Source organism: Croceivirga thetidis (assembly GCF_012272815.1).
Taxonomy (GTDB): Bacteria; Bacteroidota; Bacteroidia; order Flavobacteriales; family Flavobacteriaceae; genus Croceivirga; species Croceivirga thetidis.
In genome coordinates this window covers 185,663-199,343 of record NZ_JAAWWL010000001.1, presented here as the reverse complement: position 1 = coordinate 199,343, position 13,681 = coordinate 185,663, and the positions used below count along the sequence as shown (strand labels likewise).

Sequence of the window (13,681 nt, the reverse complement as noted above, 5' to 3'; positions counted from 1 at the left end):
TATGAATCAATTCAAAAGAATAGTAGAAATAGGTTGCTTACTTTTTTGGTTGGTACTCTGTCTTTCCTGCAATAGTGAAAGTGCTTCAGATTGTTTTCAAAGTGCAGGCGATTTGGTCAGAGTTGAGGTCGAGGTTGAAGAGTTCTCGCAGATTACTGTATTTGAGCTTTTGAATCTAGTTCTTATCGAAGGCGATGAACACAAGGTTGAAATTGAAACCGGAGAGTTCTTGTTAAACGATATAAAAGCTACTGTTGAAGGGGAACGATTACTGTTGCGTAATGAAAATGGATGTAATCTTTTTCGGGATTATGAACTGTCAACGGTTTATGTCACCTCTCCAAATATTACTGAAATCCGTAGTTCCACTGGTCTCTTGGTCTCAAATATCGGAGCATTGACCTACCCGAGTTTAGATTTAATATCTGAAAGCTTTTTTGTTCCTGAAGCGGAAACCACTTCCGGTTCGTTTAATTTGACATTGGATAATGAAAGTGTGAGTATTGTAGTCAATGGTATTTCATTTTTCAATTTGAGTGGAAGAACACAGAACTTGGGAATAACTGTTGCTGCTGGGGACACCCGGATTCAAGCAGAATCTTTAGAAGCAGGCACTGTAACAATAAACCATCGGGGGAGTAATGACATATTGGTTAATCCACAAGAGCGAATCGCTGGTACCATAAGAGGCTATGGTAATGTTATTAGTTTTAATCGCCCCGAGGTAATAGCTGTAGATGAAACCTTTGAAGGAAGATTAATTTTTAGGGACTAATGTCTGTTTTACGATTTTTCCAAAATCTGTTTAGAGCCAAACCTGAGCCTCAAGAGTTCCAAACCTTACCACAAATGGAACGAGCAGCTATTACTTTACAAAATCTTGTGGAAGAAGAAAAAGTACCTGGAATATCAGTCACTATTTTAAAAAATGGTGAAAGCCTACTTCAAAAGGGATATGGATATGCGGATATAAGTAATCAGACTCCTGTAGATCCATTAAAGACTCAATTTCGAATAGCAAGTATTTCAAAATGTATCACCGGTTTGGCCTTCGGAAAGATGGTAGAGGAAGGCATTCTAAATTGGGATGATTCTTTGTATGAATATGTTCCTTACTATCCTAAAAAGAAATACGATTTTACACTACGTCAACTAGCTTCCCATACAGCGGGAGTTCGTGGATATCGTGGTAAGGAATTTGCCATGAATCGTCCTTTCGGTATTAAAGAAAGTATCGAGGTTTTCAAAGATGACCCACTTGTATTTGAACCCGGAACGGACTATTTATACAACAGTTTTGATTTCGTGTTGCTTTCTTTGGCCATGCAAGAAGCATCTGGAATTCCCTTTCAAGATTATGTTGCAGAAAAGGTATTGAGGCCTTTGGACATGAGCAGCACCATGGCACCAAAAGATGACAAGAGTCAATCAATAGAAATAGGGCAATTACAACTGGCAAAATTCTACACCAAAAGGGCATCAAGGTTTAAAAATGCTATTGAGGTTGCTAACTTTTACAAATTGGCAGGTGGTGGTTATTTGTCTACAAGTGCCGATATAGCTAAAATGGGCCTTGCCATTTTAGAAGGTAAACTATTGAAGAAAAAGACATTTGACCAACTTTTTTCTTCACAGCAAATTGGCAAAAATCAAACATATTATGGTTTAGGTTATCAGGTAAGCCAAGATAGAATGGGTAATTCTTTTATTGGCCACGTTGGTAGCAGCGTTGGGGCATACACCAATTTTTTTGTGTATCCGGAACATAATTTGGTTTACTCCTTCTTGATAAATTGTACAGATCCTAAAGTTCAGGCCGAGCTTGATTTGGTTGTTGAATCAACTCTATTATACACCTCAAATTCTATGGTATGAAATAGTTTAAAGCCTTTTTCGAGCTATAAACTGCATCTCAACTATATTTTTGAACCATTCGTAGGAAAATTATTGCCTACCATCGATACCACACTACTTTTGACTCGTTAAACTAAACATCCCACAAATGAAAAAGTGTTTACTACTTTTTTTCTTTTTATTAGTTTCAATTTTCCTATTAAAATTTAGCGAATCTGCTGATAGTGAAGCAGATAAAGCAACCGTTGAACAATTGGTTGACGACGCTAAGGAAGATAGGATAGCTAGGTATTAATTTAATTTCGGCATTTTAGTCGGTTACTTTCAACTTTAGTACCTTACCGACTAAACTGTCAAAATGTTCGTAGGTCATTACGCAGCCGCCTTTGCCCTTAAGGGTAGAGAAAAAGAAGCCTCATTAGGCTGGCTTTTCATTGCAACCCAATTTGTTGATATTTTATTCTTTCCATTCGTAGTTTGGGGATTGGAAACCATGGAGTTTGTGCCTGGTTACACTGAAACCAATGATTTTAAAATGGAATTTCCTTTCACACATAGTTTGATTGGGAGTATACTTTGGGCCATTGCTTTTGGAGGAATTTTTTTCTTGCTGTTTGGTCGTAAAAAGACCAGTGGAAAAAGTATTGCTTTTGTTTTGGGTTTAGGGGTATTATCCCATTGGGTCGCCGATTTATTTGTTCATACCCCTGATTTACCTCTCTTGCACGGTGAACCCAAATTCGGATTTGGCCTTTGGCACAATAAGGCTGCAACTTTTGCCCTAGAAGCTCTGGTATTGCTGCTGGGTTTGTGGTACTATTTGAAACGTACGGTTGCAAAGAACAAGTTTGGCAAGTTTGTGTCCATAGGGTTCGTATTGTTCTTACTATTGGTAAACTACCTGAATTATTATGTGCTTCCAGCAAATCATGATATTATTGGTTTAACCATTTCAGCATTGGTTTCCTATTTTCTTTTTGCAGGATTAGCGTTTTGGGTGGACACAAAAAGAACCTAAGGGCATTTGCAAAAAATCCAGTTAATGTTGAACTTTAGAAAAATCCTATTTATGAAAACAATAGGCTACATTTTGGTTTTTGTTTTTATTTCTTCTTCTTTACAAGGCCAAGAAGTAACAACGGACAAAATCATTTCTTCATTTTCTGACGAGGCCTATAAAGAACTCTCCTTATCAGAATGGAAAAAGTTCAAAAATTTTGAGTTGAAGTTGTCAAATTTTGATGAACAAGATAAAGAGCAACAACTTCGAGGCTATGTTCGGGATTCTTTACAAATATTGGGCGTTAAACTGATGGCGGTAAAACTTCTTGATGAAAAGAAGTTATTGAATAAAGACCTTTCTGAAAACCCAGAGTACTATGTTTCATTGCTTGATGAATTACGTGGTAGTGATATCCCGAAATCGGAGTATCTTTTTCTTGAAGAAAAAATGGCCTATTTAAATCAGGCTGAGCTACAAAACCAATTGGTGCAAAGTAGATGGTTGAACCTTGGCTTGTTATCACTTTGTCTTTGTTTGGGATATCTAACCTATTATTGGAGAAATGGTGTTCGTAAATCAATACCTGCAGAATTGAGTAAACAAGAAATTACCGTTCGTAATTTGATATTACAGGGCAAATCGAACAAAGAAATTGCAAACGAACTTTTTATAAGTTTGAGCACGGTGAAATCTCACATTACAAATCTTTACGCCAAGCTCAATGTGGCCAATAGGCAAGAACTTTTTCAAAAAAGCACGGGTGCTAGCACCTAATTCAGACCCCTGAAAATTCAATAGGTTCAATTTCTAAGTTTTCTTTGATTCAAAATTGATTGGTTTTGAAATATCTGGCCTTGGTGTTTTTTTTGGTGTCCTTTTTTACCTCCGCCCAACAGGTTTTCCAGTTGACTGGTAATGTTCTCGATACTAATGGTAATGCAGTGCCGGTTGGGGATGTTCTTTTGTTGGATTTGGAAACTAAAAATGTTCTCAAGTACACCACACTACTAGAAGGATATTTTATATTCGAAGATATTGCAAGTGGTGAATATTTTTTGGAAATATCAGCCTTGGGCTTTCAAAAACATCGCAAGCAAATTGTAATCCCTGCTATTACTAATGTGCAGATTCAGCTAAACGAAAATACTACCCAGTTAAATGAAGTTGAACTCATTGCCGCAAAAAACCCCATTGAATATCAAAACGGTAATTTAAAAGTTGATGTTCAAAATCCGTATTTTTCTTCAATTCCAGACCCAATGGATTTGCTATCTAGATTGCCAAACATTCAAGTTTCAGCTGATCGAGAGTCAATTTCTATTTTAGGCAAGGGCAACCCGCTTTTATATTTGGGCAATCAGCGTATTTCAATTGAAGAATTCAATACACTACCAATCGATGGCATTGAAACAATTGAGTTGATTAACAATCCGTCTGCAAAATACGAAGCCGAAGGCCGGGCAGTAATTTTGGTTAGATTAATGCAAGATTTTGATGGCGGTTTTCAAGGTAGCACGCAAGAAACAGTTTCACAAAGACGGAATTTTAATAACTATTTGGCGTTGAACTCTAGTTATTCGACCAAAAATTGGACAGTACGCGGAAACTTAGGTTACAATCAATTGCTACAGTGGGAGAGCAATAGTTTTTTGTTTGAAATACCTGAGCGGGAAGTATTGGTTGATTATTTGGTTCGTATTCCAAGAAATGTGCGTACCCAAATTAATCCGAGCTTTGGGGTGTACAACCAATGGAATGAGAACGACTATATTTCGTTAAACGCTTCAGCAAGATTACAAACGGATAATGCCCCTTTTTTTACAGATACCTTTATTGTGGATAGGGGTGAGGAGCAGTCAACCGAAACCGAAACCGATAATGATAATAGTAAAGACTATTACAGTGCCTCATTCAACTTCAATAAAAAACTAAGTGACAGCTGGAATATTTTTACCGGACTTCAATATTCAGGATTTCGACAAACTTTAGGAACCGAAATAAGCAACAGCATCAATGGGGGTGATTTTATTTTAGACCAAACTAGAAATCAGGAATACAGCATCAATTCATTGGCTTTTCGTCTGGATTTCGAAAAGATCTTTTCAGCTAATCTGAAATGGGAATGGGGTACAAATATCAGTTTGGCAAATGCAGATGCTTTAACAGAAATTATAAGGGATGTTACCACAGAAGTTGATTTTGAATATCAAGAAGACTTGTATGCCGTGTATAGTTCTTTTTCAGGTAGTTTGGGTGAAAAAATAAATTTTGAATTGGGTGCTCGACTAGAGCATAACGAGGTGGATAGTGCTGCTGACAATGATGCTGTACCAGTGATTTCAAGAATAAACACAAGTTTATTTCCAAAGGCCAATGTCTCGATTACCATTGATAGTACCAAAACCTTGAGCCTAAACTATGCCCGAAACATTAACCGTCAAGACTTTTCAAGGGCAAGCTCTATTACAGTTTTTATCAATCCGTTTTTAGAAGGTGCTGGCAACGTGAATTTGAGACCAACATTTACAGACGAATTTTCTGCCAATTTTCAAAAGGGCAAAACTTCTTTTTACGCTACTTTTTATCAAAGTACCAATCCCACAAATTTTACGATATCCTATGATGAGGAAATGGATACTGCCATACTTTCACTGGTCAATTTGGAAAAGGAAATTGGGTTTTATACCGGGGTGACTGTACCATACACCAAAGGCATATGGACTTCAAACAACACATTAAATGTCATTTATAGCCAAATACAGGATAATACTGCGGTCTTGGGTGAAACGAGGCCTGTTTTTTACGCCTACACGAATCAGCAATTCAAAACAGGAAAAGATGTTACGCTGGCCTTCGGAGGTTATGCCATAAGTAGAAGTCAACAAGGTATTTTTGAACGAAATGCCAGGATTTCCCTTGAGGCCTCGATATCCAAAACCTTTTTCAAGAATTGGGACTGTACTTTACGCTTCAACGATATTACTCGAGGAACAAATTTTAAAGAGAGCTACACCATAAATGGAGTGATTGCCGATGGTGTGTACTTTACTGATTTAAGGGAGGCAGCCTTGTCTATAAAATATCGCTTTGGTAATCAAGACAAGGTAAAATTCAAAAACAAGGATGTAGATGGTAATATTGATAGAATACGATAGACTTGTTTTGGCAATCAACTGGTGAGCTCGGTAAACAAACTTTCCAAGTTTTTATTTTTTCGACGCAGCTGTAATGTTTTCAATTCATTATCGTGGGCAAAGTCAAATACGGCCGGTCGCATATCTTTTTCAGTGGAAAAAGTGATTTCGTAGATAAAGCCCCCCGTATTTTTTACTGCAACGACGCTCGGCAACTGATTTAATAAAACTTCTTCGACTCGATAATCGAATTCCACTTCAATAATCTGTTCAGTACTTTCTCTTAGCTCGTCCAATTTTTTATCTGCTACGATTTCCCCTTTATTGATTATGATAACCCTATCACAAACCGCCTCTACTTCTTTCATTATATGGGTGGAAAGCAGAATGGTCTTTGTTGTACCAATTTCACGAATCAATTTTCGTATTTCAATCAATTGATTGGGGTCAAGTCCGGTGGTCGGTTCATCTAAAATCAATACCTCTGGGTCATGAAGTAATGCAGCTGCTAAACCTACCCTTTGCCGGTAGCCTTTTGATAATTGCCCAATTTTTTTGTGCGCTTCAGTTCCTAAACCTGTTTGTTCAATTACTTCTGAAATTCTTGACTTGGCTACCTTGTGAATATCGGCATTGAAACCAAGGTATTCCCTTACATACATTTCGGTGTATAAAGGATTATGTTCGGGTAAATACCCTATGTTCTTTTGAACATCATGCGGATTGTCCATTACATCAAACTCGCTCACATGGGCTTTCCCGGCATCTGCTTGATAGTAGGTAGTCAAAATGCGCATCATTGTCGATTTTCCAGCTCCATTTGGTCCTAAAAACCCAACAATTTCCCCTTTGTCAATTTCAAATGACACGTCGTTCAAGGCCTTTTGTTGACCAAATATTTTCGTAACGTTCTGAACGGAAATGGACATGGAATCAATTTCTTGTAAAAATAATCCATATAAATTTTATGCAATTAGAAGGATTCCACTGGCAGAGGATGGTATTGGTTGTTGAACCATCCACAAGAGGATAAATACATTATTAACAGAATTTGCTACTTTCTTTAATTAAAAAGTCAGTTAAATCTCCTTTTTGATTAAAAATCAAAAAAATTAATTGGTTCTCTTTGAATTCTAGTTTGAAACATTAATCTTAGCCGAGAATTACATAGTAATGAACAACACATATTTCTTTAGCGGTTTTTATTTCTACTTCTTTTACGGAAGCAGAAAGGGACTGTTGTAGAAATACATAAGTATAAAACACTTAAAGTCCCGAGTTTACTTCGGGACTTTTTTATTGGATGAAATTGAAAATCGCCATACAGGGAATTAAAGGAAGCAACCATCATCAAGTGGCCAAAGAATATTTTGGTGAACAAATTGAATTGGTCGAATGCCTTTCGTTTGATAAAATGATTGACCATTTGTTGGATGGTTCTGCTGACCAAGGGGTTATGGCCATTGAAAATTCAATTGCTGGTTCCATTATTCCCAATTACAACTTGGTATACCACAACGATATTCATGTTATCGGGGAGCATTACTTGGGCATACATCACAATTTGATGGTAAAAAATGGGGTGTCAATTAAAGATTTAAAGGAAGTGCACTCCCATCCTATGGCGCTATTGCAATGCAAAGAATTCTTTAAAGACCATTCACATATTAAACTAGTAGAAGACGTTGATACCGCGGAGACAGCCAAACGAATCCAAGAAAAAAACCTCGATTCTGTGGGCGCCATAGCCCCAAAAGTGGCAGCTGAACTTTATGATTTAAATATCATAGCTCCAGAAATTCAAACTATTAAAAACAACGCGACACGTTTCATAATCCTTAAGAAGCAAAATAAAGTATTGCCAGAATCAGAGATTGATAAGGCTTCATTACGATTTATAACCGACCATAAACGCGGAAGCTTGGCAACTGTTTTAAATGTTATGAGTGATTGCAATATGAACCTTACAAAGATTCAATCATTGCCGGTAATCGAAACGCCATGGAAATATGCATTCTTTGTCGATGTGACATTTGATAAATATGAGGAGTTTGCCAAAGCAAAATCATTGTTGGAAATAATGTCGGAAGATTTTAGGGTTTTGGGTGAGTACAAAAACGCATTAAAAAAATGATTACTGCAGATCGGTTACATAGCGTTCAAGAATACTATTTCTCAAAGAAATTACGAGAAGTAAGAGGTCTTATTGCGGATGGTCGTCCGATAATCAATATGGGCATTGGTAGCCCAGATTTGCCTCCCCCGACAGCTGCCCTTAATGCCTTGAATGCTATTTTGGACAAGCCAGGGGCTCACCAATACCAAAGCTATCAAGGTTTGCCGGAGCTTAGGGAAGCGATGGTTAATTTCTACAAAGAACGATTTGGGGTTGAACTGAATCCATCAAATGAAATATTACCACTAATTGGCTCTAAAGAAGGCATCATGCACATCAGCATGGCCTTTTTGAATGTTGGAGATGCAGTACTTGTTCCAAATCCTGGTTATCCTACCTATACCTCTGTTAGCAAATTAATCGGAGCAGAGACCATTCAATATGACTTAAAGGAGGAAAATGACTGGCTTCCTGACATCCAATCTTTAGGGAAATTGGATTTGCAAAAAGTAAAGCTCATGTGGATCAGTTACCCCAATATGCCAACTGGGGCCAAAATCAATATGGCTAAAATGGAAGAACTGGTGGCCTTTGCCAAACAGAATGAGATTTTATTGGTAAATGATAACCCCTACAGTTTTGTTCTGAATGATGAACCTACCAGCATACTTCAAGTTGACGGCGCAAAGGAATGTGCCATGGAGTTGAACTCCCTCAGTAAAACCTTCAATTTGGCCGGTTGGCGTGTAGGTATGGTCATGGGTAGCCAAGAACATGTGACAGCGGTATTAAAAGTGAAAAGCAATATGGATTCCGGTATGTTCTATGGTTTGCAAAAAGGGGCAATTGCAGCATTGGAATCAAGTCAGGATTGGTTTGACAATCTTGATAAAGTGTATTCGGAACGTCGTGAGTTGATGTTCGAGCTGGCGAAAAAGTTGGACTGTACCTACGATAAAGATACCGCAGGCATGTTCGTTTGGGCGAAACTTCCCGAAGGTTCTAAGAAGTCTGAGGACTTTATTGATGAGGTGCTTTATGATAAAAACATCTTCATAGCACCAGGTACAATTTTTGGAAGCAATGGCGAAGGTTACATACGATTTTCGTTATGTGTGAAGGAACAAAAAATTAAAGAAGCAATAGGAAGATTTTAGCATGGGACCGATGGTGGAAATAAGACCCCTTATTAAATCTGATGCTTCTCGACTAGCTGAGTTGGCAAACAATAAGAATATATGGGATAATCTCAGGGATTATATTCCATATCCTTATAGAATTGAAGATGCCCATGAATTCATTAAGTCTAAAGAATCAGAGAGACCCACGCTCACTTTTGGTATCACTCACAGTAGTGAGTTCTGCGGAATAATCGGATTAAATGCAAATACTGATGTTCATCGACTTACTGCTGAAATGGGATATTGGGTCGGAGAACCCTTTTGGAAAAAAGGTATAACAACCAAGGCAATCGCCTTAGTAAGTGATTATGGTTTTAAGAAGCTTGGTCTTGAACGAATTTATGCAAGCGTATTTGATTTTAATATTCCTTCAATGCGGGTATTGGAAAAAAATGGATTTAATAAAGAAGGTGTTCTTCGTAATTCGGTCATCAAGAATGGTACAATTCATGACCAGCACCTATATGCTAAATTGAAAAATGAATAAAGTAGTTATCATCGGAGTAGGCCTAATTGGAGGTTCTTTTGCCAAAGGCATCAAGAGACTCCATCCTGAGGCATTTATCATTGGTTTCGACAAGAATGAAGAACATTTAACGGAAGCTCTGGACATTGGATTGATAAATGAAAAGGGTAGTTCAGAAAATTTGAAAGAAGCAGATATGGTTTTTGTTACCATTCCTGTTGATGTTTTGGTCACCGAACTCCCTAAAATCCTCGATGTCATAAATGACGATTGTGTGGTAATTGACGCAGGGTCGACAAAATCATTACTCTGTCAGTCGGTTACGAACCATAAAAAAAGAAGAAACTATCTATCATGCCACCCTATAGCAGGTACAGAATTCTCAGGACCTTCGGCAGCATTCGATGGACTTTATGAAGGCAAGACCAATATAATTTGTGAGGTTGAAAAAACGGCTTTCAAGTTACAAGAAAAGGCCCTTGACTTATTTCGTGAACTCGGTATGCGCATCCGCTACATGAATCCAGAAGCCCACGATAAACACATAGCCTATGTATCGCATTTGTCACACATAAGTTCATTTATGTTGGGAAAAACGGTAATTGAGGAGGAGCAGAACGAACGGGATATTTTTGACATGGCAGGGAGTGGTTTTGAAAGTACGGTGCGTCTTGCAAAAAGTTCACCGGAAATGTGGACCCCGATTTTTGAACAGAATAAAGAGAACGTGGTCAAGAGTTTAGAGGAGTACATCAAAAATTTGGAATCCTTTAAAGCAATGATGGAGAAGGGAGATTTTGAAGGAATCTACGATCAAATGAACAATACGAATAGAATAAAACAAATATTGAAAGGAATACCCATTACTAAAACACTGAATTAAAAATGGAAAACTCAAAAGAGCTAAGAACTTGGTTGGATAATATGGAATTACCACATCCTTTGGTAATCGCCGGACCGTGTAGCGCTGAAACCGAAGAACAAGTAATGAAAATAGCACATGAATTAAAAGATTCAGATGTAAGCTATTATCGCGCTGGAATTTGGAAACCGAGAACCCGTCCTGGAAATTTTGAGGGTGTGGGAGCGCTTGGTCTTAAGTGGCTGCAACGTGTAAAAGAAGAAACAGGCCTAAAAACATGTACTGAGGTTGCCAACAAAACACATGTAGATTTGGCCCTAGAACATGATATTGATTTGTTATGGATTGGTGCGCGAACTTCGGTAAGCCCATTTATGATGCAAGATATTGCAGATGCTTTGGAAGGTACTGATAAGGTGGTTTTGGTGAAAAATCCAATAAACCCCGATTTACCCTTGTGGCTTGGAGGAATTGAGCGTTTGTACAAGAAGGGAATAAAAAATCTTGGTGCCATTCACAGAGGCTTCTCAACATATGCAAAAACCAAATATCGAAATATACCAGAATGGCAATTGGCCATTGAATTTCAAAATAGATTTCCTGATTTACCATTGATCAATGACCCAAGTCATATTACCGGTAAGCGTGAAATGGTTTTTGATGTTTCGCAAACGGCTTTAGACCTGAACTTTGATGGTTTGATGATTGAGACACATCACGACCCAGAGAATGCTTGGAGCGATGCTCGTCAACAAGTAACACCAGACGCCCTTAAACAAATGTTCGTAGACCTAAAGATGCGTAAAGAAACAGATGAAGAGGCAGAATACAACTCAAAATTGGCCGGTAATCGTGCTCAAATTGATGTATTGGATAACCAGTTGATTGACTTATTGGGCCAGCGTATGAAAGTCGCGGATGAGATTGGAGCATTGAAAAAGAGCAAGAACGTTGCAGTTCTTCAATCCAATCGCTGGAACGCTATTTTAGGTAAAATGATCTTGGAAGGCGAACAGAAGGGGCTAAGTGAAGAATTTGTACTCAAAATGTTCAAAGCGATTCACCAAGAATCGATTAATCACCAAGAGAAAATTATTAATTCTTAAGAGGATTAAAATCAAGTATTAAAGCGGCTACATTAAAATGGCCGCTTTTTTATTTTTCTATTGAAAAATCATAGAATGCAAAATCACTGAAAATTGGTGCGTTCAAGATATCTTGATGAACAAAGCAATACTCTCCTGCCTCTAAGGTGGAGTTTGGTGTAACGCTAAAAACTCCAGGTTCGACCTGTTCACTTGTAAATGGTACTAGTGCTGCAACAACACGTTCTTGCCAACTTGTTTTTTGCTTAAAAATTTGTCTATGATTTCGGCGTTTGTTTGTTTTTAATCTTAAAAGAATAAACTCTTTTGGGGATTTGGAATCTCTAAAACCCCTATCAAATGTACCCGTGTCAGAAAATGGATCATTATTTGAAAAAGAGAAAACAAAACTCTGGTTCTTAATATTGTTACCTGAACTAGCATTTAGTAAAAATGGTATTCTTTCTGAAGGTACTGCTCCAAAGGTGATGAAACTAACTGCAGTTTTTTTGAATTCATTACCACCCAGTAGACTTGCATGTAGTTCAGTGTCACCATCTTCTAGAAAAATTCCGTTTGTAGAATTTTGGGCGAACAGTTGGGTAAAAAACATAAAATTGAAAAGAAGTACAATCGTGGCAATTATTCTCATGCGGAAGCTATTTATCATTTTTGGATGTTTGTAATTATGAATCAAACTTTATACCAAAAAGTGTAACAATTTGTATTTTAAGTCATCCTTCTAAAAAATTAAACATTCAATCATGAAACATTTTTATACTATCGCATTACTCTTATTTACCGGTCTAGCCTTTTCACAACGCACTATTGATAAACAAGTCGGTGATTTCAATGAAATTAAAGTGTTCGATTTGATAGAAGTCAATTTGATACAATCAGATGAAAACAGAATCGTAATTAAAGGTGATAATACCACAGACATTAAATGGGTCAATAAAGATGGCGTCTTGAAATTGCGCATGCAGCTCGATAAAAAATTTACAGGGGAAAATACCTTTATTGAAGTTTATTACACCGATGTTGACGTAATCGACGCGAATGAAGGGGCCCGGATTACATGCAATGAATTGGTCAAGAAAACCAAATTGGAGCTTCGTGCACAAGAAGGTGGAAAAATTTCAATCGGTATGGATGTTGCTGTGGTTGATATTCGGGCGGTGACCGGTGGTATCATCGAAGCCTCTGGCCTAGCAGAGAACCAAAGTATTGTGTTGAATACCGGCGGTATTTTTGAAGGGAGCGACTTAAGAACCTCTATTGCTGAAGTGAAAATTCAGGCTGGGGGTGAGGCTGAGGTTTTTGCATCCGAACGTATCGACATCAATGTTAAAGCAGGTGGAGATGTTACCGTATATGGCAAACCCAAAGAAGTAAACAAAAAAACCTTTGCGGGTGGTCGTGTAAGGGTATTGGATTAGAAAATTAAGATTGATAGAAAAAGCCCCATATTTATTTGAAATATGGGGCTTTCTTTTGATTGGTAGTCAAAATTATTTCTTGAATATGTACCGGGTGATAAAGATTCCTTTACCATCACCTTTTCCTCCTTCACTTTCAACGGCACTGGTCACAAATGCCAATTCCCAGCCGTTTGCTACCATGTCATTGATCATTGAAGTTAAAAGTGCATCATTGGCGGCGATATTCTGAAAGCGGATACCTCCGATATTATAAAAGTTCAAAAGTTTGGTTTCTTCGAAATTTTTAACTCGAATCTCACCTCTTTTTGATTTGTTTCGGGTATTGTCCTCATCAGTTTGAACACTTGTGTATTCCCTGTAATCTTTGTCCTCAAGTGCATTTACAATTCTTGAACGCCCAAGTCCGTTTGGTACGATTGATTCAACACTTGTAATGACTTTGAATTGTTGTGCGTTGGTTTCGAATACTGCAGCTACGATAAAAAGAGCTACAAAAATGATTCTTTTCATAATTGAAAGGTGTTTTGTTAATTGAGCC

The 13,681-nt window shown here is 37.7% G+C and carries 15 protein-coding genes; 12 read left to right on the top strand and 3 right to left on the bottom strand.

Annotated features, from left to right (window positions below):
- Position 1: 1 nt before the first annotated feature.
- From HCU67_RS00945 to HCU67_RS00920, 6 genes are all read left to right on the top strand, one after another.
- Complete coding sequence (locus tag HCU67_RS00945; RefSeq protein ID WP_168550738.1) at positions 2 to 775, top strand: head GIN domain-containing protein; 774 nt, start codon at positions 2 to 4, stop codon at positions 773 to 775.
- Positions 775 to 1,875 (top strand): serine hydrolase domain-containing protein, encoded by a 1,101-nt coding sequence (locus HCU67_RS00940; RefSeq protein WP_168550737.1) that lies wholly within the window; start codon positions 775 to 777, stop codon positions 1,873 to 1,875. Before HCU67_RS00945 ends, HCU67_RS00940 begins: the two co-directional genes overlap by 1 nt.
- A gap of 127 nt (positions 1,876 to 2,002) precedes the next feature.
- Positions 2,003 to 2,149, top strand: a complete 147-nt coding sequence (locus HCU67_RS00935; protein WP_168550736.1) for a hypothetical protein — start codon at positions 2,003 to 2,005, stop codon at positions 2,147 to 2,149.
- A 63-nt stretch (positions 2,150 to 2,212) separates the two neighbouring features.
- Positions 2,213 to 2,872 (top strand): metal-dependent hydrolase, encoded by a 660-nt coding sequence (locus HCU67_RS00930; protein WP_168550735.1) that lies wholly within the window; start codon positions 2,213 to 2,215, stop codon positions 2,870 to 2,872.
- 51 nt (positions 2,873 to 2,923) lie between these two features.
- On the top strand, positions 2,924 to 3,631 hold the full coding sequence (locus tag HCU67_RS00925) for a response regulator transcription factor (RefSeq protein WP_246865680.1): 708 nt from the start codon (positions 2,924 to 2,926) through the stop codon (positions 3,629 to 3,631).
- A 65-nt stretch (positions 3,632 to 3,696) separates the two neighbouring features.
- A complete protein-coding gene (locus tag HCU67_RS00920; protein WP_168550733.1) occupies positions 3,697 to 6,012 on the top strand; it encodes an outer membrane beta-barrel family protein in 2,316 nt (771 codons plus the stop codon).
- A 14-nt stretch (positions 6,013 to 6,026) separates the two neighbouring features.
- Here the strand turns inward: HCU67_RS00920 and gldA are convergent, their stop codons facing one another.
- Positions 6,027 to 6,920 carry a gliding motility-associated ABC transporter ATP-binding subunit GldA gene (gene gldA / locus HCU67_RS00915; RefSeq protein WP_168550732.1) on the bottom strand — a complete coding sequence of 298 codons (894 nt, stop codon included), beginning with the start codon at positions 6,918 to 6,920 and terminating at the stop codon, positions 6,027 to 6,029.
- 374 nt (positions 6,921 to 7,294) lie between these two features.
- On the opposite strand from gldA, the gene HCU67_RS00910 reads away from it, so the two are divergent.
- From HCU67_RS00910 to HCU67_RS00890, 5 genes are read left to right on the top strand one after another with little or no spacing between them, the layout of a single operon-like run.
- Positions 7,295 to 8,125, top strand: a complete 831-nt coding sequence (locus HCU67_RS00910; protein ID WP_168550731.1) for a prephenate dehydratase — start codon at positions 7,295 to 7,297, stop codon at positions 8,123 to 8,125.
- Positions 8,122 to 9,264, top strand: a complete 1,143-nt coding sequence (locus tag HCU67_RS00905; protein WP_168550730.1) for a pyridoxal phosphate-dependent aminotransferase — start codon at positions 8,122 to 8,124, stop codon at positions 9,262 to 9,264. Before HCU67_RS00910 ends, HCU67_RS00905 begins: the two co-directional genes overlap by 4 nt.
- A gap of 10 nt (positions 9,265 to 9,274) precedes the next feature.
- On the top strand, positions 9,275 to 9,775 hold the full coding sequence (locus HCU67_RS00900) for a GNAT family N-acetyltransferase (protein ID WP_246865679.1): 501 nt from the start codon (positions 9,275 to 9,277) through the stop codon (positions 9,773 to 9,775).
- The gene (locus HCU67_RS00895; RefSeq protein ID WP_168550728.1) at positions 9,768 to 10,637 is read left to right on the top strand and encodes a prephenate dehydrogenase; all 870 of its coding nucleotides are present in this window, start codon (positions 9,768 to 9,770) and stop codon (positions 10,635 to 10,637) included. Before HCU67_RS00900 ends, HCU67_RS00895 begins: the two co-directional genes overlap by 8 nt.
- A 2-nt stretch (positions 10,638 to 10,639) precedes the next feature.
- Positions 10,640 to 11,722 carry a bifunctional 3-deoxy-7-phosphoheptulonate synthase/chorismate mutase type II gene (locus HCU67_RS00890; RefSeq protein ID WP_168550727.1) on the top strand — a complete coding sequence of 361 codons (1,083 nt, stop codon included), beginning with the start codon at positions 10,640 to 10,642 and terminating at the stop codon, positions 11,720 to 11,722.
- A gap of 49 nt (positions 11,723 to 11,771) precedes the next feature.
- Here HCU67_RS00890 and HCU67_RS00885 read toward each other — a convergent pair whose 3' ends face one another.
- Entirely contained in the window at positions 11,772 to 12,371 is a 600-nt protein-coding gene (locus HCU67_RS00885; protein ID WP_168550726.1) for a hypothetical protein, read from the bottom strand.
- A gap of 94 nt (positions 12,372 to 12,465) precedes the next feature.
- Between HCU67_RS00885 and HCU67_RS00880 the strand changes: the two genes are divergently transcribed.
- Positions 12,466 to 13,140, top strand: coding sequence for a head GIN domain-containing protein (locus HCU67_RS00880; RefSeq protein WP_168550725.1), 675 nt, complete (start codon positions 12,466 to 12,468; stop codon positions 13,138 to 13,140).
- A 72-nt stretch (positions 13,141 to 13,212) separates the two neighbouring features.
- Here HCU67_RS00880 and HCU67_RS00875 read toward each other — a convergent pair whose 3' ends face one another.
- Positions 13,213 to 13,653, bottom strand: coding sequence for a hypothetical protein (locus tag HCU67_RS00875; RefSeq protein ID WP_168550724.1), 441 nt, complete (start codon positions 13,651 to 13,653; stop codon positions 13,213 to 13,215).
- Positions 13,654 to 13,681: the final 28 nt, after the last annotated feature.